Source organism: Thermoanaerobacter sp. RKWS2 (genome assembly GCF_026240795.1).
Lineage (GTDB): Bacteria > Bacillota > Thermoanaerobacteria > Thermoanaerobacterales > Thermoanaerobacteraceae > Thermoanaerobacter > Thermoanaerobacter ethanolicus.
The window spans coordinates 266,763-292,282 of the sequence record NZ_CP110888.1 but is presented as its reverse complement, the minus strand read 5'-3'; the positions used below and the strand labels follow the sequence as shown (position 1 = coordinate 292,282).

At 33.0% G+C, this 25,520-nt stretch carries 15 protein-coding genes, 3 pseudogenes and 1 other annotated feature; of the genes and pseudogenes, 8 read left to right on the top strand and 10 right to left on the bottom strand.

The genetic code is table 11. The annotated features are described in order from the left end of the window. Nucleotides 1-120 precede the first annotated feature (120 nt). Together OEI98_RS01455 and OEI98_RS01450 are read left to right on the top strand one after the other, a co-directional pair. Nucleotides 121-657, top strand: a complete 537-nt coding sequence (locus tag OEI98_RS01455; RefSeq protein WP_004400263.1) for a hypothetical protein — start codon at nucleotides 121-123, stop codon at nucleotides 655-657. Nucleotides 658-829: 172 nt separating this feature from the next. After that, nucleotides 830-1,576, top strand: coding sequence for a DUF881 domain-containing protein (locus tag OEI98_RS01450; RefSeq protein ID WP_003869094.1), 747 nt, complete (start codon nucleotides 830-832; stop codon nucleotides 1,574-1,576). 35 nt (nucleotides 1,577-1,611) lie between these two features. Here the strand turns inward: OEI98_RS01450 and OEI98_RS01445 are convergent. The 5 genes and pseudogenes from OEI98_RS01445 to galT form a co-directional block, all read right to left on the bottom strand. Continuing rightward, nucleotides 1,612-2,720 (bottom strand): annotated as a pseudogene (locus OEI98_RS01445) (GNAT family N-acetyltransferase). After that, nucleotides 2,693-3,313, bottom strand: a complete 621-nt coding sequence (locus OEI98_RS01440) for a DedA family protein (RefSeq protein WP_266039104.1) — start codon at nucleotides 3,311-3,313, stop codon at nucleotides 2,693-2,695. The pseudogene OEI98_RS01445 and the gene OEI98_RS01440 overlap by 28 nt, the downstream one beginning before the upstream one ends. A gap of 81 nt (nucleotides 3,314-3,394) precedes the next feature. Beyond that, nucleotides 3,395-4,561 (bottom strand): glycogen synthase, encoded by a 1,167-nt coding sequence (gene glgA / locus OEI98_RS01435; protein WP_266039103.1) that lies wholly within the window; start codon nucleotides 4,559-4,561, stop codon nucleotides 3,395-3,397. Continuing rightward, nucleotides 4,554-6,129, bottom strand: a pseudogene (locus OEI98_RS01425) (hypothetical protein). The gene glgA and the pseudogene OEI98_RS01425 overlap by 8 nt, the downstream one beginning before the upstream one ends. 24 nt (nucleotides 6,130-6,153) lie before the next feature. Further along, nucleotides 6,154-7,122 (bottom strand): galactose-1-phosphate uridylyltransferase, encoded by a 969-nt coding sequence (gene galT, locus OEI98_RS01420; protein WP_266039099.1) that lies wholly within the window; start codon nucleotides 7,120-7,122, stop codon nucleotides 6,154-6,156. A 318-nt stretch (nucleotides 7,123-7,440) separates the two neighbouring features. Between galT and OEI98_RS01415 the strand changes: the two genes are divergently transcribed. Genes OEI98_RS01415 through OEI98_RS01405 form a run of 3 tightly spaced genes read left to right on the top strand, consistent with a single transcriptional unit; the run spans nucleotide 7,441 to nucleotide 8,734 of the window. After that, entirely contained in the window at nucleotides 7,441-7,617 is a 177-nt protein-coding gene (locus OEI98_RS01415) for a MarR family transcriptional regulator (RefSeq protein ID WP_003867080.1), read from the top strand. Nucleotides 7,618-7,633: 16 nt separating this feature from the next. Continuing rightward, complete coding sequence (locus tag OEI98_RS01410; protein WP_323053754.1) at nucleotides 7,634-8,068, top strand: Fur family transcriptional regulator; 435 nt, start codon at nucleotides 7,634-7,636, stop codon at nucleotides 8,066-8,068. A 3-nt stretch (nucleotides 8,069-8,071) separates the two neighbouring features. Then, complete coding sequence (locus OEI98_RS01405; RefSeq protein WP_003867082.1) at nucleotides 8,072-8,734, top strand: peroxiredoxin; 663 nt, start codon at nucleotides 8,072-8,074, stop codon at nucleotides 8,732-8,734. Nucleotides 8,735-8,796: 62 nt separating this feature from the next. On the opposite strand, the gene OEI98_RS01400 is transcribed toward OEI98_RS01405, so the two are convergent. Next, nucleotides 8,797-9,969, bottom strand: coding sequence for a MalY/PatB family protein (locus OEI98_RS01400; protein WP_006569297.1), 1,173 nt, complete (start codon nucleotides 9,967-9,969; stop codon nucleotides 8,797-8,799). Between the two features lie 209 nt (nucleotides 9,970-10,178). Here OEI98_RS01400 and ltaE point away from each other — a divergent pair, with 209 nt between their 5' ends. Continuing rightward, on the top strand, nucleotides 10,179-11,216 hold the full coding sequence (gene ltaE, locus OEI98_RS01395) for a low-specificity L-threonine aldolase (protein WP_266039089.1): 1,038 nt from the start codon (nucleotides 10,179-10,181) through the stop codon (nucleotides 11,214-11,216). Nucleotides 11,217-11,237: 21 nt separating this feature from the next. Here the strand turns inward: ltaE and OEI98_RS01390 are convergent, their stop codons facing one another. The 4 genes and pseudogenes from OEI98_RS01390 to addB all read right to left on the bottom strand — a co-directional run bounded on the left by OEI98_RS01390 (nucleotide 11,238) and on the right by addB (nucleotide 23,110). After that, a complete protein-coding gene (locus tag OEI98_RS01390; RefSeq protein WP_266039087.1) occupies nucleotides 11,238-14,771 on the bottom strand; it encodes an AAA family ATPase in 3,534 nt (1,177 codons plus the stop codon). Continuing rightward, nucleotides 14,752-15,969 carry an exonuclease SbcCD subunit D gene (locus tag OEI98_RS01385; protein ID WP_266039085.1) on the bottom strand — a complete coding sequence of 406 codons (1,218 nt, stop codon included), beginning with the start codon at nucleotides 15,967-15,969 and terminating at the stop codon, nucleotides 14,752-14,754. The genes OEI98_RS01390 and OEI98_RS01385 overlap by 20 nt, the downstream gene beginning before the upstream one ends. Nucleotides 15,970-15,979: 10 nt before the next feature. Further along, nucleotides 15,980-19,672: a helicase-exonuclease AddAB subunit AddA gene (addA, locus tag OEI98_RS01380; protein ID WP_266039083.1), complete on the bottom strand. Its 3,693-nt coding sequence runs from the start codon at nucleotides 19,670-19,672 to the stop codon at nucleotides 15,980-15,982. Continuing rightward, nucleotides 19,650-23,110, bottom strand: a pseudogene (gene addB, locus OEI98_RS01375) (helicase-exonuclease AddAB subunit AddB). The gene addA and the pseudogene addB overlap by 23 nt, the downstream one beginning before the upstream one ends. Before the next feature lie 159 nt (nucleotides 23,111-23,269). Between addB and OEI98_RS01370 the strand changes: the two are divergent. Together OEI98_RS01370 and OEI98_RS01365 are read left to right on the top strand one after the other, a co-directional pair. Further along, entirely contained in the window at nucleotides 23,270-24,265 is a 996-nt protein-coding gene (locus OEI98_RS01370; protein ID WP_266039081.1) for a sodium:calcium antiporter, read from the top strand. A 74-nt stretch (nucleotides 24,266-24,339) separates the two neighbouring features. Further along, nucleotides 24,340-24,394 (top strand) — a sequence feature (sodium ion sensor (DUF1646 type); this cis-regulatory element may regulate processes involved in with the transportation of sodium ions). Between the two features lie 74 nt (nucleotides 24,395-24,468). Then, on the top strand, nucleotides 24,469-25,518 hold the full coding sequence (locus OEI98_RS01365; RefSeq protein ID WP_266039079.1) for a DUF1646 family protein: 1,050 nt from the start codon (nucleotides 24,469-24,471) through the stop codon (nucleotides 25,516-25,518). Nucleotides 25,519-25,520: the final 2 nt, after the last annotated feature.

Genomic DNA, 25,520 nt, shown 5'->3' with positions numbered 1-25,520 from the left:
GTTAATAAAAGTCTACCAAACTTTAAAAAATAGTCAAGTCTATTTTTCCCTCTAATAATTTAATGTATTCAACGTTTAAAATAAGTTCTCTGTGGAATATTAAGAAAGAGGTGATATTTTATGGGAGATATACAAGAAATAAAGTCTTTGATGGAAGAACTCATAAAAAGCGAAAAAGATAAAGAAATGGCAAGTAAAAAAATGCAAGAAGTGCTTGAAAAGTCTATATCAGAAATAAAAAGTATACTTTTGGCAATAAAAAAATACATAGGAGTCGAAAATATAAAACTTAGAAGTTATAGCGGAAAAACCTTTGAAATAGGAGAAGGTATAATAATCTACGATAAAAGCATAGATGAAAAAATAGTTTTAAAACCTGACAACATTTTTTATCACTATAAAATAGAAAGTGAGGAATTAATCGCAGTTCCAATCTCCGACCTTGAAATACATAATTACATCACTTATGATGCGCTTTTTGAAACCGTAAAAAACTCTCTTAAAAAATGTATACAAAAAAACGAAGAAGATATACGCATATACAAAAGTACCATGTTTAAAATAGATAAATACAATAAAGAATTAGAGGAAATATTATCCCTTAAAAACTCCATAGAAAACGCAATAAAAGAAGACTCTCCTGAAACTCTGATATGAAAAGTATCAGAGTTTTTTGTAACCTTTTTGTAATAAAAACTTAATAATTTCTTAATAAATTTTAATATTTTCCGTGTTATAGTATTTATAGAGTGTTACAGTTATTTATAGAAATGTATATAAGCTGAAACCAAAAGCAAGATGAATGCGTCTTTTTATATAGAGAAAGGATGTGGAGAAATTGAAAGGAAAGACATTACAAACTTTATCCTTGATGCTTGTATTTATTGCAATGGGTCTCATGATTTCTATGCAATTTAAAACTGTACAAGGCGGCAATAGACCTCCTACCTCTATTTCAGCTACAAATTATGCAAGATTAGAAGAACTTACTCAGCAGCTCAAAAAAGCTCAAGAAGAAAAGGCAAATTTAGAACAGCAATTAGAAGAACTCACTAAAAGATTTAAAGAGTACGAAGATGCTGCATCAAAAGATGATGCCGCTTTAAAAAATCTACAGCAGGATGTTGAAAAATATAAAATTTTAGCAGGACTTACAGATATGGTAGGCCCAGGAGTTATAGTAACGGTAAATGACAGCGACTTACAGCCTCGAGACGGCGAAGACCCTAATTTGTACTTAGTCCACGATGAAGATTTATTAAATATTGTAAATGAATTGAAAGCGGGTGGTGCTGAAGCAATAGCTATAAATGACCAAAGAATAATTGCAATGTCTGAGATACGATGTGTAGGCCCCACAATAAACATAAACTCTACAAGGTACGCTCCTCCTTACGTAATAAAAGCAATAGGAGACCCTGACACATTACAAGCAGCCCTTAATTTAAAAGGCGGAATAGTAGATACTTTAAGATTTTATGGTATCAAAGTAGATATACAAACTTCTGATAAAATAGTAGTGCCTAAATACAGTGACCCTATTAAATTCTTTTACGCTAAGCCTGTGACTCCCTAAACCCTCTTACCTTCTTAATATAGGAAAGACAGGTTCTATTCACTAAACCTGTCTTTAATTTTTTTGATAATTTTGTTTTCCGCAATTATGTAGTAGCAGAAAAATTTACCTGCCATTGTGGGCCTTGCCGCCACAAATCGCATATTTCGCTTTTTTGAAGAAGTCCAGTTTTTTTGTACTCTTCATCTCCTCTTAAAAAGTCAAATATTCTATCTCCTTCTTCAATAGACTGCTTTATAGCAAGACCTAAAGTTATAGTGCCAACACTTCTTTTGCTATAATCCAAGTCATAACCGCTTATATAATAATACCTTTTACCCCCTACATGATAACTTAAAAGACTAGCAACTGTTTTTCCCCCGTCTTTTAATTCAAAAAGACTCAATTCTCCTTTTGATAACATGTCTTTCGCCACATCCTTGTGGAACTCCCTTATCCTCTTAGAATAAAAAGCTCCAGGCATGTGCCTTTGTCTCCATCGCCTTTGATGAAGAACTATTAAATTATCCATTGCTCTATCTATCGATTCTATATCCTTCACCATTGAAAAACTTCCGTCATATTCCTTAAAAAACCTTCTGATTTCATAATTGAGATTTCGTCTAAATTTTCCATCTAAACTATTTAAATATTCTTCCCAGCTTTGAGGTAATTCCACATAAGGACATACATCTTGCACATCATAATCGTAATAAAGGTTACTACCCATTATATAGGGGAAAAACTCACTCTTTTCAGGAATATGTTCCAAATCCAAAACTGTAAAAGCATCTATATATCTTTCCAAAAAATTTACCAAACTTATATAAAATTGGTTTTCATAGCCTTTTCTCACAATAAAATCAAGATAGTCACTGTTATTAGAACCTATAAACTTTATCCTTCTTGCCAAAAGTCCTTTTTCAAAATATGTTATCATAAAAGGCGCAATTCCAATGGGCATATTTTCTTCATAAACCAGTAATACCAACATTTTTTTACCATATCCAAAATGTTTCCACCAGTTTAACACCCATTCAAAAGTATTAAAAGGATAAATTTCCGCCACATTCTCTAATTCATGCCATATATCCTCTATATCTAAAAGGTCAGAAACACTTGTTATCTTCTCAATAGTTACGTTAGATACCTTTCTTTCATCCAAAGGACTACCCTCCAAACTACATATAAAAATATCATGAAACCTACTGTAGAAACAAAATATACCCAAGTCGGTTGACTCTTTCCGAAAAAGTTTATGTTAATCAATTGTTTTGCAGCAAGATAAGACACTACTGCCCAAAAAGTAGACCATATAAAATCAGCAATAGCAGAAAATATCACATACACAGTAAAATTCATACGGGTTATACCTGAAGCCCAAATAGCCGGCGTCCTTGGAAGACCTACAAGCCTACCTAATAAAACCGTAAATCCTCCATATTTAGCAAACCATTTATCCATAGCTTCAAGGTCTTTTACTGTTATTTTTAAATATTTACCGTATTTTTCAACAACAGGCCTACCTTTATAATAGCCTACCAAATAAGCTATCACATTTCCTGTCACATTTCCTAAAGCAGCGATGACTATAACATAAAAAAGGTTCATATCCCCTTTTGTGACTAAATACGCTGCCGCAAAAAATAATATTTCTACAGGGCCTGGCATTCCCGTTCCTTCAATCATAAGCCCTATAAAAAGCGCTATATATCCATAATTTATTATTGCATTATAAAGAAAAGATTGTCCTTCCATGGCCACACCATCCATTATTTTTAAATTTATTATAGCACAAATAAACAAAGCAGGGCAATTGTCACCCCTGCCTTAGCGCATTTATTTTTTATATTTTTCTATTACATCCTTGTACATCTCATAAGTTTTTTTAGCAATGCTTTCCCAACTAAACATCTCTTCAACACGTTTTCTCCCATTTTCTCCAAATTTTATAGCTAAATCTTTGTTATTTAAAAGTATGTTTATATATTTTGCTAATTCTTCAGGATTGCCTGGTTCTACAAGGAATCCTGTCTCTTCATGAACTACAACCTCTTTAATTCCTCCTGTAGCACTTGCCACAACAGGAGTTTTACAAGCCATTGCTTCTAAGTTTATTATGCCAAAAGGCTCATAAACAGAAGGGCATGCAAAAACTTCCGCATTGCTGTATAACTCTATAATTTCTTCTTTTTCCACCATTTTATTTATCCAAATAATATTGTCGTAAAGTTTAACTTTTTGCTCTACTTCTTCTAAAACCTCTTGTGTATCCGGAGAACTAGCACATAGTACAACCTTTATATCCTTAGGTAGATACTTTACTGCATCTATTAAATGAGTAATGCCCTTTTGCCTTGATATTCTTCCTACAAAGAGAATGTATTTACCCTCAATTCCATATTTTTGGCGAGCAATATTTCTATCTGTTTTCTGGTATTGGTTCAAATCTATGCCGTTATATATAACTTCAACTTTTTCTTCTGGAATATTGTAATACTTCAATATATCTTCTTTCGAACCTTGTGATACTGCTATAACCCTATCGGCGGCTTCAATCCCTGTTCTTTCCATCCAAGAACTTAATTTATATCCATTACCTAACTGTTCCTCTTTCCATGGCCTTAAAGGCTCAAGGCTGTGAACTGTAACTACAAGGGGTTTATCATACAATTTTTTAGCTAAAAAGCCCGCCATGAAAGTATACCAGGTATGGCAGTGTAAAATATCTGAGTCTATCTCATCCTTCACCATTGCCAAATCAATGGAAAAAGGCCCCAAAACTTTCTGATATCTTGGATCTGAATTTTCCTTTAACTTATCCCACTGTTTATATCCACGGACTTTTAGATTATCAGCCGTATAATCTTGGTCACCAAAGCATCTCACGTCTACTTCCATCAGTTTAGACAGTTCCCTAACAAGATAATCTACGTGAACACCAGCTCCACCGTAAATATTAGGAGGGTATTCATTTGTAAACATTGTAACTTTTAACTTATCCATAGTTTACCTCCGATCCGTGTTTTTCTAATTTCAAATCTTCAATACACTCTAAAATACCTTTTAAAGGTATTCTAAACCAAGAAGGTCTATTATTTACCTCATAAATTCCTTCAAAAAGAGCTTTATCTAATTTAAAAATAGCTAAAGCTTTATCGAAATTTTCACCTTCTGGTATAATGTCTGGTGCTTCCCTTGTCACCAATTCCAAATAGTTTTCCACAAAGGTCTCTGTGACAGCTTTTTCCCACCATAATAGTGCTTTTTCTATTTTTTCATCCCGGAATTTACTTTTTTCATTAAGATAATTAAAATAAGCAGCATAAGCAGCATAACTAAAAGAGCGTATCATGCCTGCCACATCTTTTAATGGCGATATTTTTTCGCCTCACCTCAATTGGTTTTATCGGTTCCCCTTCAAAATCTATTATCACATATCCCTCTTCTGTCTTTAAAATTTGCTCTAAGTGCAGGTCTCCATGACATCTTATATATTTGCCAAAAACAGCAGTATTTTTAAATTCTTCTAATTTGCTCATTAAAAACTCTTGTTGCCTTACAATCTCTTCTATCATTGAAGTTATTTGTTCATCAAAAGTTGACAATTTTACAAAATTTAAGAGTTTAGTAAAATTATTTTTTACATTTTTTACTATTTCTTCAACATCTGATATTTCCACATTTCTTTTAGCAAAATCTTCTTTATCAATATAAGACAATTTAATATGCATATCGGCAATTATCCTTGCTATCTCTCTTACCTCTTCAAAGTAATTGCTCAAGTATCCTTCTACGTAACTTTCTTCAATTTCCTCATAATCGGATAAAGTAGAAATTACAGAAGACAGATACTCTTGCGTATATTGCCACATGTCTCCCATGTTTTTAATGTGTTCCACTATTATAGCAACAGTATACCTATCTCCGCTACTGTCTTCATATAAAAAATAACCTCTTATATCTTGAACATTTCCAAAACCTGCATTTTTAAGTTCAAAAGTCATTTCAAGGTCAGGATTAACTCCTTTTACAAATTTTCTATAAGTCTTTATTATTTCATCTTTTTGTAAAAATGTTAAACTATTACTGGACTTATTGCTCAGCCTTCGTGAACTGTATATATCGTCTTTTTTAAGATTATAAGGAATTAATTGGGCACCAGACTCAAATTTTATAACTGTTTCTTCACTTAACGCTTTATTTAAAAACTTAACATAATTTATATCGTCAATTCCATCGTATATAAAAGCTTTTAAATTTGGACTCTCAATAATATCTATTAAATCATTATTCCTAAAATAAGGAGTTATAATTAAAGGCACATAATAAAGCAAAGTAATCTCTTTCTTACTCGTTGGAGCTTTCACCACAAAAGCTATAATAGCTGCAATTATAATCTCAGCTTCCTTTTTAGACAATATTGCATAATCAAATAAAAATATATCTAAAATATTATAAGCCTTCTCCTGAAACCACCTAAACTTTTTAAAATTGTCTTTATCTATATTTTTAATTATATCTTTCAGTTTTGTAGGTATTTCTTCAAAGTTGAAGGTTTTACCAATATACATTTGACCACTTCTTTCAATAGAATTTCATTCTATTCTTAAAACTGATGCTGCCAATTCTGGTGGCACAGGATTTATATAAACTCCTGTCCCTAACTCGAAACCAGCTGCCACAGTAAGCCTTGGAATAATTTCAATATGCCAATGATAATTTCTTATATCAGAAATTGGTACTGTATGAACCACAATATTATATGGCGGAAAGTTAAATTCTCTCTCGTACTTTTCTATAAGAGGCTTCAAAATTTCGGTCAAATTTGCAATATTTTCTTCTTTTAACTCTTCAAATCGCTCTTGATGCTCTTTGGGTATTATCCATGACTCATAAGGATATTGAGATGCATAAGGAGCGATAACAATGAAATTCTCATTTTCACCTATTATCCTTTTACCTTCTTCTTTTTCACATTTGACAATTTCACAATAAGGACATTTGCCCTTCTTCTTAATATATTCTTGTATACCTGTTACCTCTTTTTCTACTACATCTGGAATAAAAGAAGTAGCTATAATCTGCCAATGCCCGTGTTCTAAGGAAGCTCCTCCTCTTGCTCCAAAATTTTTGAACACCTGAATGTATTTTATTTTATCGTCTTGAGCAATTTTTTTATAACGCTCAATTATTGCCATAAAAACTTTTTGCATTTGCCCTAAAGATAAACTTCCAAAAGTTACATCGTGTTCTGGTGACTCTACTATCACTTCCGCTACACCATAGCCATATTCCGCTTTATAAAGGGATGGTACCTCAAAACTCTTTAAATCTGTATTCACTGCTGCAAATTTATTTTCAAATCCTCTAACTAACCAGTTCCCTTTTTTATCCTTAATTTCAACTAAAGTAGGAGGAGTCATCTCTTCGTTTCCTGGGCAAAAAGGACAAGCATTATTTTTCTTTTCCTCATAGTTTACATTGAAATCATGAGGTCTTTTACCTCGCTCTGTAGCTATAATCACCCTTTTACCAGTTATAAGGTCATATCTTATTTCGGACATTTGTAAAACCTCTCCTATTTTTTAGTAAATGCAATCGAATGCATCCCACATTAAAAAGAATTTGATTAATTTTGAAAATTAATCAAATCGGGGAGAAATGTCAAGAACTTTTATGCAACCGAATGCATTCTATTACTATAATATACTTTTCCTTTAAAATTGTCAATGTTTTTTTGAAGATTACTAATTCATTTCTAAATAATTTCTCCTCATGAAGGAAAAAATAAAACAAAAAACTGTTGACAAAACTAAAAATTAATATTATAATAAAATTGAAATTAATACAAAATTAAATTTGATACAAATGAGGTGAGGTAAATGGAGGTAAAAGAACTGGTACTAAAAACTTTGAAAGAGTCATCTGAACCTTTAAGACCAGGAGATATTGCACAAAAAGCTAATTTAGACAAAAAAGAAGTAGATAAAGCTATAAAAGAACTTAAAAAAGAGGATCTGATAATGTCTCCCAAAAGATGCTACTACGCAGCAAAATAATCGTGAGAAAGAAGTAATGAAAATGACTTATACAATAGAGCAATTAAAAGATTATTTAAAGAGACATGATATAAAGCCTTCTACCATAAGGATAAAAGTATTAGAATACCTTTTAAACAATAGAATACACCCAACAGCTGATGACATTTATCAATACTTGATAAGCGAAATACCAACCCTTTCAAAAACCAGTGTTTACAACACATTAGAATTGTTTATGGAAAATGGAGTTGTAAATGCTTTATCTTTGAAAGAAAAAGAATTGCGATATGATATAAACACTTACTTTCACGGACACTTTAAATGTGAGATATGTGGCAACGTATATGATTTTCCTGTATCAGAGGAAATTATAAATGTAGAAGAATTAAAAGGGTTTGCAATTAAAAGTGTTGACATAAATGTTTATGGCATATGCAAAAAATGTAATGAAAAAATTAAGGAGGTTTAAGAAATGGAGGAAATTAGAATGAAATTGTTAGGAGAAAAATTCCCATCTATGGAGGTAGTGACAACTCAAGGAGTAAAGAGGCTGCCTGAGGATTATGCGGGAAAATGGTTTGTGCTTTTCAGCCACCCAGCAGACTTTACACCAGTTTGCACAACAGAATTTGTAGAATTTGCAAGGAAAGCTAATGACTTTAAAGAATTAAACACTGAATTAATAGGTCTATCAGTTGACCAGGTTTTCTCACACATAAAATGGGTAGAATGGATAAAGGACAACACAAACATAGCTATTCCTTTCCCAGTCATTGCTGATGACTTAGGAAAAGTTTCTAACCAGTTAGGAATGATTCATCCAGGCAAAGGCACCAATACTGTAAGAGCAGTATTTATAGTAGACGACAAAGGAACAATAAGACTTATAATGTATTATCCACAAGAAGTTGGAAGAAATGTAGATGAAATATTAAGAGCATTAAAAGCATTGCAAACAGCAGACCAATACGGGGTGGCACTCCCTGAGAAATGGCCAAACAACTACTTAATTAAAGACCATGTAATAGTCCCACCATCCACTGATGAAGCTTCTGCAAATGAAAGAAAAGAAAAAATTAAATCAAAAGAAATTGAAGCTTTTGACTGGTGGTTTGTACACAAGCCTTTGAAATAAGGTCACTCATAAAATATCCCTTCTTTTCGACAAAGCGGGTCTTTTAATAGACCCGCTTAAATTTATAAGCTTTTTACTGCTTTTTCTATTCTTTTTAAACCTTCTTCTAATATGGCTCTTGGACAACCTGCATTAAGCCTAAAAAATCCATCTCCTTCTTCTCCGTATTGCCTTCCATCATTTAATGCTACTTTACCTACTTCTATTAAAGCTTTGTATATCTCATCAGAAGTTTTATTTAATTTTTTAAAATTAAGCCAAAGTAAGTACGTGCCTTCTGGTCTATCTACTTCCACCTCAGGTATATTCTTATGGATATAATCTATAGCAAAATCTATATTATATTCAATATATCTTAGCAACTCTTCCAACCATTCTTCCCCTTTATTGTATGCCGTCTCTAATCCCAAAGCTCCAAAAATAGTTATATTATCTATTCTCAAGGCTTTAATAGCCTTTTGATATTTATTTCTTAAATCTGGATTTGGAATGATGGCAAATGCTGTAGCAAGTCCCGGAATATTAAAAGTTTTGCTGGGGGCCATAAGAGTTATAGTCCTTTGTTCTAATTCTTTGGAAATTGTCGCAAGAGGTGTATGTTTATAACCTTTTAGAATAAAATCACTGTGTATCTCATCGCATATAATTGTTAAATCATTTTTGACACATATATATCCTAATATTTCAAGTTCTTCTTTTGTCCACACCCTTCCGACAGGATTATGAGGATTGCAAAGTATCATTAATTTTGTTTCTTCATCTATTTTTTTTTCCAAATCTTCATAATCCATAACAAACTTTTTCCCATTATGTTTTAAAGGATTTTTATTTATAACTCTGTTATTATTGTTGATAACTTCATAAAATGGTGGATATACTGGCGGCTGTATTAAAACTTTTTCTCCTTCATTTGTCAATTCTCTAACTCCAATACTAAGCCCTGGAATCACTCCAGGAATAAATAAAATCCATTCTTTTTTTATATCCCAATTAAACCTTCTTTTGACCCAATTTATAATCGCATCGTAAAAAGAATCTTGTATCCATGTATATCCAAATACTCCATGTTGGACTCTTTCCTTAAATGCTTCTATAACTTCAGTAGGGGCTTTAAAATCCATATCCGCAACCCACATTGGCAAAATGTCTTCCTCACCAAAAGTCTCTTTTAAATTTCCCCATTTAATTGAATCTGTATTTCTCCTATCTACTATTTCATCAAAATTGTATTTCATATCAACTCTCCTACCTTTTAACTTAATGTCTACCACACACATATATTTTATCATGTTAAACGTTTTATTTCTATACTAAATTTCTTTGTTTAAAATATTTTGATACCATACTATAAATGAGAATAAATTATTAAAAATTTCAGGTATTATATGGTATAATGAGAACAAAAGAAATTTTTATGAATCATATTGGCGAGAGGGGATTACAAATGCAATATATTGATTTAAGAAGTGACACTGTAACAGTGCCCACTGAAGAAATGAGGGAAGCCATGTACAAGGCTGAAGTAGGTGATGACGTCTACGGCGAAGACCCTACAGTGAGAAAACTTGAAGAAATGGCAGCAGAAATGTTGGGAAAAGAAGCAGCAATGCTAGTAACAAGCGGTACACAAGGTAACCAAGTCTCAATAATGACTCACACTCATCCAGGAGAAGAAATTATTGTAGAAGAAAACTGCCATATTATAACTTATGAAGTTGGAGGAGTGGGATACCTTGCAGGCGTACAGACAAAAGCTTTGAAAAGTAACAAAGGTGTCCTAAACCCCGCCGATGTAGAAAAAGCCATAAGGCCAAAGGACATACATTATCCTGTCACAAGTCTTATCTGCCTTGAAAATACTCATAACAGGGCTGGCGGCACTGTAACTCCAATTGAAACTATGAAAGAAATATATGAAATAGCTCAAAAACACAATATCCCTGTTCATTTAGATGGTGCGAGAATATTCAATGCCGCTACTTATCTTAAAGTAGATGTAAGAGAAATAGCCAAATATGCAGATAGTGTAATGTTTTGCCTCTCCAAAGGCTTATGCGCCCCTATTGGGTCGGTAGTCGTCGGCACAAAAGATTTCATTGAAAAAGCAAGAAAATACCGCAAAATGTTAGGTGGTGGAATGAGACAAGCAGGTTTTATTGCAGCTGCTGGCATTGTAGCACTTGAAAAAATGACAAAAAGGCTACAGGAAGACCATGACAATGCAAGATTTTTAGCAGAAGGATTAAAAAATATACCGGGAATAAACCTCGACCTGGAAACGGTACAAACAAATATAGTAATGACCGACATATCAAAAACAGGAATGACTGGCAAAGAATTTGCTCTAAAATTAAAAGAGCAGGGAATTTTAATAAATGGCGGAAATGATTTTGCAGTAAGATTTGTAACTCATTATTACATAAGTAAAAAAGACATTGAAAAAACTCTCGATGCAATTGAGAAAATTGTAAGACAGTTTTAGAGAGAAGGTATCCCCTTCTCTCTATGTATATTCTATTCTCACCTTACTCCCTTCGCCAGAGACGGCAGGTGGTGTAACAATTAGTTTTACAGGTACTCTGTTTTTTAATTCTTCTACATGGCTTATTATGCCCACTACCATTTTGTCTTTCTTAAGCCTTTCTAAAGAGGTCATCACTATATCCAAAAGTTCCGCGTCAAGACTTCCAAAACCTTCATCTAAGAAAAAGAACTCTAAAGGTGCTCTTCCCTTTAATTGTATATGAGAAGAAAGAGCCAAAGCTAAAGAAAGGGATGTCAAAAAAGTTTCACCGCCAGATAAAGTATCTACAGACCTTCTTACTCCGCCATTGAAGTCATCTCTCATTACAAAATTGTTGTCTGAATCAATCTCAAGGGCATACCTTCCCCTACTTATTTCCTTAAGCCTTTTTGATGCAAAAAAGGTTATATATTTAAGCTGTCTTGCGGCAATAAAATCTACAAATTTATTTCCCTGAAAAAGATTGTCCAATTCATTTAATATATCCACTACACGCTCTAATTCCTTTTTCTGCTTTGTAAATTCTTCTACTTTTTGCAAATTCTCTTGCATATCTGAAATAGCCTTTTCTGTAGCGCCTATTTCCTTCCTTTTTTCGTTTAAGACCTGTTCCAACCCTTTAATGCTTTCTTCTAATTGATTCCATTCTTCTTCATTAATTTTCTGCCCTTGTAATATCTCCATCAGTCTGTCTATACTTTTGTTTACAGATACATATTCATTTTCAAAATTCTTAATTTCTTCCTCAATTTTTTTAATATTTTCACTGTCTAATAAATACTCCAAAGCCTCTTTTTTATCCTTAAATCCATTTTCTAATAGAGCATTTTCTAATTTTTCACTTTGTTCCCTAAACATATTATTTAAAAGGTCCCGACTCTCAAGGGCAGATATCTTTTTACTCTCTATATTTTGTTTATCCTTTCTTGCCTTTTCTAGAGTTTCTTTTAAAGCACTCTCCATTTTTGTAATTTTTTCTTTATTATACTGAATCTCTTTTAAATATTCTTCTATGTCTCTACCTTCTGATAAAGAATCAAACTCCTGCTGCCTCTCCCGAAGGTTTTTACTTTTTTCCTTACCTATTTCCTCTATCTGTCCTTTCCTTATTGAAAGAGCATTGAGATTGTTTGAAAGGGTTTCCTTTTTATTTGTCAATTCTTCAATCGTATTTTTAAAATTCTCTATTTCATTCCTCAGCCCTTCTATTTCCCTCTCTTTTTGATTTATTTCCTCCACTTTTTCTTTAAAATCTGAAATCCCCAATTCTTCCCTTGATATTCTTAACTGACCTTCTAATTCACTGTAAGTTATACTAATAGCCTCAAGAGAAGACTCAAACTCTTTCAAAAGGCTAATATCTTTATTTATACCTTCTTTTAATCTTGTATGTTCTAAATCTAAACTTGCTTTTTCCTCCTTTAATTTTTTAATTAAGGTCTCTAATTCTTCCTTACTCTTATTCCATTTTTCTAATTTTTCTTTCCACTGTATAAAATCAGACTCCATCTTATTTAATTCTTCTTCTAACTTTAAAAGGTTAATGTCTTTTAATATATCCCACAGTTTATCATATTCTTTTTTATACATCTCTTCTTTGACTTCTATTCCTGATAATTCACCTTTTAACTTAAAAAGCTTACTTTGATAGTCCATTATATCCTTTTCTAAGTTTGCCTTTATTTCCTGCTTTTCTTTTATTAAGTCTTCCTCTACCTTTTGTGCCAATCTTACATGATGAATCGAACCACAGACAGGACAGGGAACACCTTCTTTTAATCCCTCTGCCAGTTCACCTGCCATGTTGTTTTTTACAAATTCCTCTATATCTTTTTTTACTTCTTCCAAACTATTAGTTTTATTTTTTAATTTCTCTTCAATTTCTTTTATCTCATCATTTATTTCTTCTTTTATTTTTAAAATTTCTTTTAAATTATTTTCCGCCTCATTTTTTAACTTTTCTTTTTCTTTCAATTCTAAAATTTCTACTCTTTTTCTTTCTAAACTTTTTTGCAGGTCCAAAAGGTCTTCATTTGTGGGAGGCTTTTGCATTTCAAGTTTTTTTATATTATTGTCAACCTCTTGTATTTCTTTTTCTTTTCGTTTCAATAAATTGTCTATTTTTTCAATATCTTTCTGCTGCTTACCTATTAGCTCTTTTAATTCTAAAATTCTTTTCTCCTTTTCTTTTTTCTCTTTGTCTGCCCTTTCAAACTCTTTCTGAATCTCAAAAGCAGCAAAAATTTTTTCCCTTTTATTCGAATCAACTTTAATTTCATTAATTCTTTTTTCCTTCTCACTTAAGCTTTTTTTTGCTATATCTATAGAATCGGACAGGGCTTTTATTTCTCTTTCTATCCCATCTATCTGCTTTTTTAAATCTTTATACTCCTTTACAAGTTTCTCCCTTTCACTATTAATCTTTTTTATCTCATCTCTCAGTTTAAAAGCCCTTTTAAGCCTTTCTTCCTTTTCAATTATGAGAGGAATTTTTTCTTCCTTTTCTTTTAATGAAGCCTCATATTCTTTTTCTACCTTCTCAAGTAATTTTTCAGCCTCCTCCAACTCTTTAGAATACTTTTCCACATCCTTTTGATTTAAAATGAGTTTTTTCTCTGTCTCCACTAAAGAGTCTATATACGGTTTTACTGATAATGCCTTTTCCGCTTTTTTTAACTTTTCCTTTTTATCTTCTATTTCTTTTAACTTACGGTCTAAGACTTCTTTCTTATGCAAAAATTGATTTAACTCCTGCTGTTTTTCCCATATCCCTTTAAGTTTTTCCCTTTCTTTATCTAATTTATCCTTTTGTTCTTTTAAAGTTTTTTCTTCTTCTTTTAAAATCTCAAACTTTTTCTTTAAATCTTCCAATGCTTCTTTAGTAACACCTTCGTGCTGACTTAACTTCGCATTTACCTCATTCAATAAATTACTTTTTTCTCTCTTTACATCTCTTATTCTAACAAGTAATTTGCTTCCATACTTTTCTAAGCCAAAAATCCTCTCTAACATGTCCCTTCTTTCTTTGCCTGTTAGCTTTAAAAATTCACTAAATTTCCCTTGTGGCAGCACTACAGAACGAGTAAAATCCTCTGCTGTAAGTCCAATTAAATCCACTATTTTTTGCTGAACTTCCCTATCTTTTTCTGCCAAAACTCTTTCTCCACTTTCCCCTATTTCCCGCAGTCTTGCTAATGTAGTTTTATAACCGCCACTTTTTGCGTCCCTTTTTACATTTCTCTCAACTATATACCTTTTTCTTGCCCCATCAACACCTATTTCAAACTGGTATGTCAAAGACATAGATGTAGATTGAGTATTTATAAAATCCTTGCTATTTCTGGGGATTTTCCCGTACATTGAAAGAGTAATCGCATCTATAATAGTGGATTTTCCACTTCCTGTGGGACCAAATATGCCAAAAAGTCCTTTTTCTGTTAGGACTTCAAAATCAATAATTTGTTCTTCTACAAAACTATTAAGCCCAGCAATTTTAAGCTTCAGAGGTCTCATCTTCCTCATCCTCTTCCTTTACTATACTCATAAAAAGTTCTAAAACCTCCTCTGTTGGAGGAACTTTGTTTTCCTTTAAATAAAATTCTTCAAAAAGTTCCTTTACACTTTTATCATCTATTTCATAGTCCTCAATTTCCATCTCATCCTCTGGCAAAATTGGCTTTATTTCAACTATATCCGGTAATATGCTCTTCATTTCTTTTATCTTTGAAGAAGGCAGTGGAGACTCAGTTTTAATCTCGAAATATGCCCATATATCTTTATCCCTGTATTCATTGCAAATCTCTAAAGCTTCCTCTATACCATTACACCTAAACACTTCAATAGGCTTGTAATTTTTAAAATATATTTCCTTCACAAGTGCAGGTTCTCCTACCTTTAAATCTACTAAATAAGCACATTTAGAATGGTTCATCTCACTTTTGCTGTACTGAAGAGGGGAACCAGAATAATAAGCAGGAAGAGTAGAAGAAATTCTCTGAGGTTTGTGAAGGTGTCCGAGAGCTATGTACTGCGCCTTTTGTGGCAGGTGCCTTATTTCTACTGTAAAACTTCCTCCTAACTGAATGGGCCTTTCTGAACCTGACTCCTCTCCTCCTGCAACAAAAATATGAGATACCGCAATGTTTATAGTGTCATTTCTGTATTTTTTCGAAAGGTCATTAAAAATTTCACCAACTCTTTCAGAGTAACTTTTCTGCCTTTTCTCTTCCTCCAATTCTGATGTAAAAATTTCATTTAGCCTTTTTTCACTGGGATAAGGAAGAGCTATAATTACAGCTTTTTCACCTTTTATCTCAATTTCTAAAAAACCTTCTCCCGAATCTAAAATTTTAAACTTTCCAAAATCTCCTTTAGGAGCAATACTTTTAGGAGTACCTAAAAGTATCACTCCATGTTCATATGCAAGGGGGCTTGCAGCTGAAAGCCTTTCAGGATTGTCATGATTTCCTGCTATGACCAAAATCACTCTTTCCCCGTTGGAAAGTTTTTTTAAAGTTGTGTAAAAAAGCATTTCCGCCCTTGCAGGAGGGTTTGAAGAATCGTATATATCCCCGGCAATTATGACCAGATCTGCATTATTTTCCTCAACCATCTGCACAAAATCCTCTAAAAATTTCTCCTGCTCTTCAATCCTTGAAAAATTTTCAAGGCTTTTTCCCAAATGCCAGTCTGAAGTATGTAAAATCCTCATTTTATCACCCTTAATATTCCAGAATCATTCCATTAAAGAAGAGGTAAATATATTTTTCTTTGACTCTTTTGCCAGTAATCTTTTCTAAAGCCTTTGCATAAAGATCTATCTGCACTTTATATTTTTCTTTTATTTCCTCCATCATTTCCTCTGTCACATAATCCGTCTTGTAATCAATAAGGATTATTTCTCCCTCTTCTTCAAAAAAGCAGTCAATAATGCCTTGCACAGCTATAAATTCATTTTCGTATTCTTCAGGCAAATCTTTGTAAACTTCTGTACTTTTAATTTTTATATGGAAAGGCACTTCCCTTTTTACATTTTGAGAACTTAACATTCTCCTTCCAAGAGAAGCTCTAAAAAATTCTTCAATTCTTCTTATGTCTATCTCTTTAGACTGTGCTTCTGTCAAAATTTCTCTATCCACCATATTCTTAATTTGCTTCTTTATGCCTTCTACACTCAAATCCCCATTTAAATCTAATTTTTGCATGACAAGGTGCATAGCTATACCTTTTTCGGCTGCAGTAAGTCCTTTTTTCTTTTCTAAAAAGGCAGGGATTTTAAGGACTGTTTTTTCAAATATTGAAGTAGTGTCCTCATCTATTACTTCTTCGTTTAAAATTCTTTTAATTTCTGTAACAGAAAGTTTCGCAGGCAAATGGCAGGCTTTTTCATAAAGATATACATAATTTAAACGCCTTGTCACTTCATCATAAAATTCACTGCTAGGGCTATCTAAATCTAAGTTTTCAAGCCTTTGCAATAAGTTTGTCTCTTCCTCAACCTGTTTTTTATCAAAAATCACATCTTTTTTATTCCAAATCCTTACCTGCCACTGTGAGCTATCCTCTTCCACAGCCACATATTGTACCTGTGCAAAATCCCTTAAAGGTTTTAAATCCGCATGCTTTATAACAGCAGGACCTATCCAATCTATATAACTTTTACCTTTTAAAATTTCATACTCAGGCACCTTACTCTCCAACATAGCAATATTGCACCATTTTTTCACTTTTTCCTTTATGTCTTTAACACTTCCAACTAATATTAACTTTTCTTTTGCCCTTGTCAAAGCAACGTACAAAACTCTCATCTCTTCAGAAAGGCTTTCTAACTTTATTTTGTTTTTTATTGCCTCTTTCACAATGCTGGGATAAGAAATTCTTCTTTTGAAGTCCACAAACTCAGGGCCTAATCCTAATAAATGATGGTACAATACGCTTTGACTTAAATCCTTTAAATTAAACTGTTTACCTAAGCCTGCAACTATAACTACCGGGAATTCAAGACCTTTACTTTTGTGTATACTCATTATCCTGACTACATTTTCATTTTCTCCTACTATTTTAGCACTTCCCATATCGCCACTGCTGACTTTGAGGCGGTTTATAAAATTGATAAAGTTAAACAGCCCTTTAAAACTTGTTTCCTCGTACTGCTTTGCCCTTTCAAACAAAATCCTCAAGTTTGCCTGCCTCTGCACTCCTTGAGGCATTGCCCCCACATAGGCATAATAACCAGTGTCTTGATATAAATACCACAAAAACTCATCCACCGGCATATAAATGGCTTTCTCTTGCCACTTTTTCAATGATTCTAAGAAACTTTTAGCTTTTTGCCCTAATTCATCCTCCCTTTGTGATACCTTTTTAAGTGCTTCATATATAGCTCTATTAGGCTCTTCTAACCTTATGTCAATTAATTCTTCTGGGATAAAGGAAAAAATAGGAGACCTCAAAACTGCCAACAACGGAATATCTTGCATTGGGTTGTCTATCACCTGAAGGAGGGATATTATAGTCTTTATCTCCGTTGTTTCAAAGTATCCCGTTCCTGTGTCCGCAAAAGCAGGAATACCGACATTTATAAATTCTTCTAAAAATACAGGTGCCCATCTTTCTGTAGCCCTCAAAAGTATTACTATATCCCTATACTCAACAGGCCTATAATTTTTGAGGTTTTTATCATAAACCATAAAGGTATTTTTCTCATTTTGTGTAACTAATTCCTTTATCCTTTGAGCTACCACCCTTGCTTCTACTTGTATGTTGTCAATAATCTCTTCCTCTTCTTCCCCATAAGCCTCTAATTCTTCCTCTTCAGGAGTTTCATCATTTTTCTCTATCAAATGTATTTCCACAGGTCCACCTACAATGGCATCAAGAGGAGGTGTTCCAAAATCTGCTCCACAATTTAACTTCTCTTCCTCTGTATAATCTATCTCCCCTACATTCTTAGACATTATTTTTTTGAAAATGAAATTTACCGCATCTATAATTTGAGGCCTACTCCTAAAATTTTTATAAAGCAATATTTTTTTATTTTTATCTTCCTTTTCTGTAGAATAGGTATTGTACTTTTCAAAAAATATATACGGATTTGCTTGCCTAAACCTGTATATGCTCTGTTTTACATCCCCTACCATAAACCTGTTAGGAGTGTCTTCTCGGGCTATAGTGCTTAGTATAACTTCCTGTATCAGATTAGAATCTTGATATTCATCCACAAAAATTTCTTGGAATTTTTCTCTATACATCAAAGCTGCCTCTGAAGGCTTCACATTCCCGTTTTCATCGACTTCTGTCAAAATTTGCAGTGCAAAATGTTCAATGTCATTAAAGTCTATAATACCTTTTTCCCTTTTTTTATCAGTATATTTTTTATCAAAAAGTAAAATCAAATCCACTAAAGCCTTCATGATAGGGTACAAAGCTTTAATTTCTTTTTCAATCTTTTCTATGTCATCTGAAAAAAACTTATTTCTTATCTCCTTAATTTTAGCTTTAACCTCATTTCTTATTTTTGTCACTTCATCTTTTACTTTAGGGTCTATCTCTTTACCTGCTCTGGGAAGTCTATCAAACTCTATGGCATTTATCTGTTTTCTAAATTCCTCCCAATTTTCACAATCTAGAAGTTTTTCCAAGCTTTCCGCCTCTATTTCAAAATTATCAAGATAACTTTGTAAACCATTTTCACCATGAAGTTTATCAATTGCCACATACATTCCATTTAAAAGCCCTGACATTTCTACTTTTAAACTGTCTAATATTACTGCCGCCCATTGTGAATTCTCAAAATGAAAATCCTCTTTAACTTCAAAGCTTAATAACACATCTCTTAGCCATTTTTCAGGCCAGGGAAGTGATTTTACAAAGTCGTACAATTTTAAAAGAATATCTACAAGGGGTTTATCGTCCTTTGTGCCTCCATAACTTTCAACCAATGTCAAAAAATCTTCATTATCCTCTTTTTGATATAATTCCTCAAAAAGCTCCTCTACCGCCTCTAATTTTAAAAGTAAAGTTTCTGTATCATCCCCTATTCTAAAGTTAGGGTCTAAATCTATGAGAAAAAAGTTATTTCTCACTACTTCCAAGCAGAAGGAGTGAATTGTGGTGATTGTAGCTTTGTTAAGTAATGTTAGCTGATTGCTAAGCCGCCTGTCTTCCGGATTTTGGTCTAACTTAGAAATCAACGCTTCTGCTATCCTTTCTCTCATCTCAGAAGCGGCAGCATTTGTAAAAGTAACAACTAAAAGTTTATCAATATCTACAGGATTTTTGTCATCCGTGACAAGTTTTATGATTCTTTCAACTAAGACAGCCGTTTTGCCAGAGCCTGCACCTGCTGCCACCAAGAGATTACTGCCCCTTGTATTTATAGCCAGCTGTTGTTCATAAGTCCATTTGGTTTCCATCTGACTTCACTTCCTGTTCCAATATACTCCATATCTCCTCAACATCTTTACTCTTTATAACCCTGTACTCATTCCCTTTAAAATTCGTTTCAAATTGGCAGACAGAAGAGTAAGGGCAATATTTACAAGGAGTTTCTTTATCTTTTTTATATGGAGAAATTGAAATGTTTCCCTCTAACATCTGTTCGCTGAGACGTTGTATGGTCTTTTTGACGTGCCTTCTCAACAATTCAAACTGCTCTTTTGTGGCTCCTTTGGTGTTTTTGCCTACACTCCCGTCTTTATTGATTGTTGCTGGAATTATATAAGAAGTACCTTCAATTGATTTGTCCATCTCTTCTATGATTTGAGCATCATTTAAAACAAGCCCTTCCAATCTCAACTTTTTAAAAATTTGCATTTGCAACTCTTCATCTGATATATCTTTATCTGCCTTTATAATCGGGTCATCTATTTTAAAGTAGAATATGCCAGCCGGATTTAAATTTGTGTTTCCCTTTATTGCACTTTCTAATATAGCATCTAAATATATCAAAAGCTGAAGTTCTAAACCATAAAACACATCTGAAAGGTCTAAAGTTTTGTTGCCAGACTTGTAATCTATTATCCTTATATAGGCTTCATCCTCTTTTTCAAATATATCAACCCTGTCTATCCTCCCTATGAGATTTATCTCCTCACCGTTTGACAGCACAATCTTTATAGGAGGATACTTTTGGTTATCGCCAAAAGCAACCTCATGGTCTAAAGGCACAAAAGAACTTCTCTTTATATGCTCAGATACCACCCATACCGCATTAGAAAGCACTCTTTTTAACCTTTCAGCAAGATATTTGTATCTGGGACTGCTGTTTAAAATATATCCTGGTATTTTTTGTATCATGTCATCCACAATAATAGCCACAGCCTCATCGCACCACTCTCTGTCAATATCCTGCCAAGTAAGTCCTTCTTCCTCCAATGCCTTTGAAAATCTGTCAAGGACATTGTGCATAAAGGTCCCTAAATCAGGAGGCTCGAAACTAAATATTTTCCTTTCTTTCGCTTTAAGCCCGTATTGGACAAAATAAGCAAAAGGACAAGCTGCGTATTTTTCAAGTCTGGATACGCTAAAATACATTTCATCCCCATACAACTTTTTTACCTTGTGGGCAGGTACTTTTTCAACCTGATTAGTGTAATAAAGTCCTTCTAAAGCCCTTGTCAATTTCGGCTTCCATGATTCACTTTTAGCATACCATTTATACACATCCAACCACAGAGGATGCATTTTATTTGTAATATCCCATTTTTTAACTGCACTTACCATTTCATTAAAAGTAGGTGAAGGTGTTGATACGCGATTTAAATTTTCCTCTGCTGTATCCATCTCTACCACGTTGCTAAACTGCTTTATTTTAGGAAAAATCTTTTTCAAGCGGGAAATTATTATAGAGGGTCTTAAGCTTTTCCCTTCATGGTCAGCAATGGGATAGCTTATCTTTAAAAATTTACTTGTGGAAGTCAGAGCAGTGTAGACTAAAAATTGCTCTTCAAATATTTTAGTCTTTGTATCTCTGTCTAACTCCACATTGTGGGAAGCTAAAATTTCCCTATCCCCATCTGTCAAAATTCCTTCCTCAAAAAAGAAGCAGGAAATATACCATCATTTACGCCGATTATGTAAAGGGCTTTTGCATTGTGACTTTTCATCCTATCGACACTGGTAACTAACACTTCATCAAGTGCAGGAGGAATACTTCCAATTTGATATTCATCAAAACCTATGCTTAATATCTTTGCAAACTGCTCTGCTGTAACTTTTTCCTCCCCCATCACTTCTACCAATTGATCTAAAACATCTACAACAATATCCCAAACCTGTGCGTATTGATTTGCTGTGTCATATTCCTTTTCTTCTTTGAATTTTTCAATTAATTTTTCAATCTTTTGAGGCAATTTCATTTCAACTAAAAAGTCATACAAAGTGCCACAAGCTTCTTTAATATTCTTCGATTTAGAAAATTTTTTATAAAAATCCTGTAAGGGAGTTGCGATTTTTCTTTTTATTTCATTCACTCTCTCTATTATCTCTTTTTCATCTTCCTCTATTGAAAGTCTATCAAATCTGTAATTTAACCTGTAATTCCAAACTTCCTCTTTCCATTTATCTCCCTTTATACCGTTAGCTAAAACATAATTCTCAATAAGGTTTATGTCCTCTTTTTCTAAATCTGTAAAACCTGTCTTTAGGTATCTAAAAACAGACTCATAAGACCATCTTTTTAAATGAATGTCAAAAAGAGAGGTTATAAAAACGATGATAGGATTATTTTTTATTTCTATCTTTAGGTCTATAAAATAGGGAATTCCATATTGAGAAAATATAGCTTTTACGAGTTTATGATATCTATTTAAATCGCGAGTAGCTACCACAATGTCAGAATACCTAAACCCCTCATCTCTCACGAGCCTTATGATATCTCTCGCAGTTTCTTCAACCTCGCTATAGACATTGGCAGCCTTAAATATGCTTATATCCTCTGTTTCTTTTAGATATACTTTGTAAGGATAGGAAAAGAGATGTTTTTCTATAAAACTTAGTTCTTCACTTTCTTTAAATCTCTGTGGAATCCCTATATTCAAATTTACTGGTTTTTCATAGGATATATTATTTCTTTGGCATATTTCTAAAAGTTTGTCTTCTGTCTTTTTAGTAGTGTAAAAAAGGTCTGTAGTATCAATTTCATAAGAGTTGTGTGATGTATCCATACAGAGGGTGACATTTACTCTTGAAGCTTTCTTTAAAAGCTTTTCTATTACCCTGTACTGCTTTGGCGTAAAACCCGTAAAGCCGTCTATCCAAAATTCCGCTCCTTCAAATTGAGAAGAATATTCCAGTTTCTCTGCCAAAAGAGTCAACTCATCCTCTTGGTCTATATAATTTTGGTGTAAACTCTCTTCAAATTTAGAATATATTAAACTTATGTCTTTTAGTTTTTCTCTTAATCCTAAATTATCTATTGTTTCAGTTATCTCTAATAACTTTTCAGGAGTCACTTCAAATCTTTTAAGCTCTGTTATAACTTCTGAAACTTTTTTGATAAAACCCTGCTGCCTGGAGGCTTTAGAATAAACCTTAAGGTCTTTTTGTATGTCTTCTATTATTTTATAAATAAGCATTGACCTCCCGCAGGATTTCATGTGCTGACGGGTAAGGCCTCCAACTTCTGTAAATACCCTATTTGCCAAAGTCTTAAAACTCAAAACTTGTGCCCTTATCTTTTCATCTTTTTCAATTGTATTTAAAAGATATTTTTCTGCCTCAAAGGTAAATTGTTCGGGGACAAGTAGTATAAGAGGGTGGGATTTTCCATCATTCAATTTTCTCTTTATATCATTAAGGCAAAAGGCAGTCTTGCCTGTACCTGCTCTTCCATATATAAATCTTATGCTCATATCGTCCACTCCTTTAAGCGAAAGGACATCTAATATAAATGTTACCACATTATTGATGTTTGGTGAAGAGACTCAAACTATTGAATTATTTTCTCGTTTTGTGGTACAATACATTACTGTAAATGACCTAAAACACTACCCACAAAGGAGTTGTAGAAGTTGACACAAGATATAGTGATGTTGCTTTTTAGTCTCGCCTTTATACTTCTTTCCTGTATCTTATTTACAAACTCAGTAGAATGGTTTGGAAAAAAGTTAAACTTAAGTCAGGGAGTAGTGGGAAGTATTTTAGCTGCTGTAGGCACCGCACTTCCTGAAACAATTATACCAATTATCGCTATACTTTTTTATGGAGGAAGAGAGGCAAGTCAAATAGCCACAGGTGCTATTTTAGGAGCTCCCTTTATGCTTTCTACCTTAGGATTTTTGATAACAGGTGCTGCCATCATAATTTATTCCCTTTTTGGAAAAAGAACGTTGAAAATGAATGCAAATAAAAAAGTGTTTCAAAGAGATTTGACATATTTTATCTTAGTATACGCAATAGCAATTTTCGCTTCTGTCTTTAATCAAGTTAACGAAATTAGAATATCTGCAGTTATATTGGTACTTTTAGCATACGCTTTTTATGTAAAACGTACTTTTTCAGATGAACAGCAATTGGATGAAAATATAGGAACTCTATACTTTTCAAAGTTTTTAGGAGTAAAAACTAATTTACTCTGGATAACCAGTCAATTAATTCTATCTCTTTTAGGAATAATTTTTGGCGCTCACTTGTTTGTAGGATATGTAAAAGATTTGTCTCACATGATGGGAATTTCACCTTTAATACTCTCAATTGTCATAACGCCTATTGCAACAGAACTGCCTGAAAAGCTCAATTCTATTGTGTGGGTAGGACAAAAAAAGGATACTCTTGCACTTGGAAATATAACGGGGGCGATGGTGTTTCAGTCTTCCATACCAGTTACTATTGGTATACTGTTTACGCCATGGAACATCACAGGAATAGCTTTTTTAAGTGCCATGTTAGCTTTAACTTCAGCTATTTTAAATTTAATGTGGATAAATATTAGAAAGTCAGTTAATCCTTTTGTGTTGATGTTTGGAGGAGTATTATACGGAATATTTTTAATCACTGTACTCCATTAATTTATATCTTCATCTCTGTTGCTTATATAAATACCTGTATGTTATAATTTTAATAAAGTAAATAAAGTTTTTACGGTTGGCAAGTCTTATGACTTGTTCAAGAACTTTCGGCTTCTTGGGTGGGAAGCTCATCTTAAAGGTGAGTTTTTCCACCTTTTATTTTACAAAATAATACAAATAATAATGTAAAAGGAGGATGGATTGTGGTCATTGTTGCACTCTTAGTAATATTATTAATGATCCTAATTTTGCCTCTTGTAAATAGGCATATAGAACACAACATCGAATATTTTCTTTTTGCAATGGGAGTTGCTGCAGCATTTGTATCAGGAGTATTTTCTTATGACCTGATAGCTCACATATTTAAAAATCATCTTTTGTATTTAATAACAGCAGCCGTATTTTTATCAGGACTTTTATTTGAGATATTTAAAGATAAATTTAAAAAATTTATAGGAACAGTAGTAACTCATATTCCGCTTAAAATATTTGTATTTTTAGTAATTATTATCCTTGGCTTGACAGCCAGTATAATTACAGCCATAATAGCCTCAATAATATTAGTAGAAATAATTCACTTGTTGCCCTTAAAACACAAAGACAAAGTGGTGATTACTGTCATTGCCTCTCTTTCAATAGGCATGGGTGCTGCACTAACACCAATTGGCGAGCCCTTAGCCACAATAGTAACCTCAAAATTAAATGAAAGCTTCCTTTACCTTTTTACTACCTTAGGCATTTACATCATACCAGCTGTACTGGCTTTGGGCTTTTTGGGTTTACTTTATATTAATAAATTAGAGAAAAGTAGTCTCATTATAGAAGAAAATTATGTGGAAGAAGCAGAAGAAATTAAAAAAATTGAAAGATTTCAATTTATCTTTATTCAAGCATTTAAAATTTTTGTTTTTATTCTGGCATTGGAACTTTTAGGTGCAGGATTCAAACCTATTATTGATAATTATATAATTCATCTTGATAGCCGACTTTTATACTGGATAAACATGACCTCAGCAGTTCTTGACAACGCAACACTGGCAGCAGCTGAAATAAGCCCTGCTATGACAACAGAACAAATCCAAGCAATATTGATGGGGCTTCTAATAAGTGGCGGCATGTTGATTCCAGGAAACATACCTAATATCATATCAGCTGGAAAGCTGAATATAAAAAGTCGTGAATGGGCTTTGGTAGGAATTCCTCTATCTTTAATTGGTTTAGTTATATATTTTATCATTCATTTTGTAGTCTGATT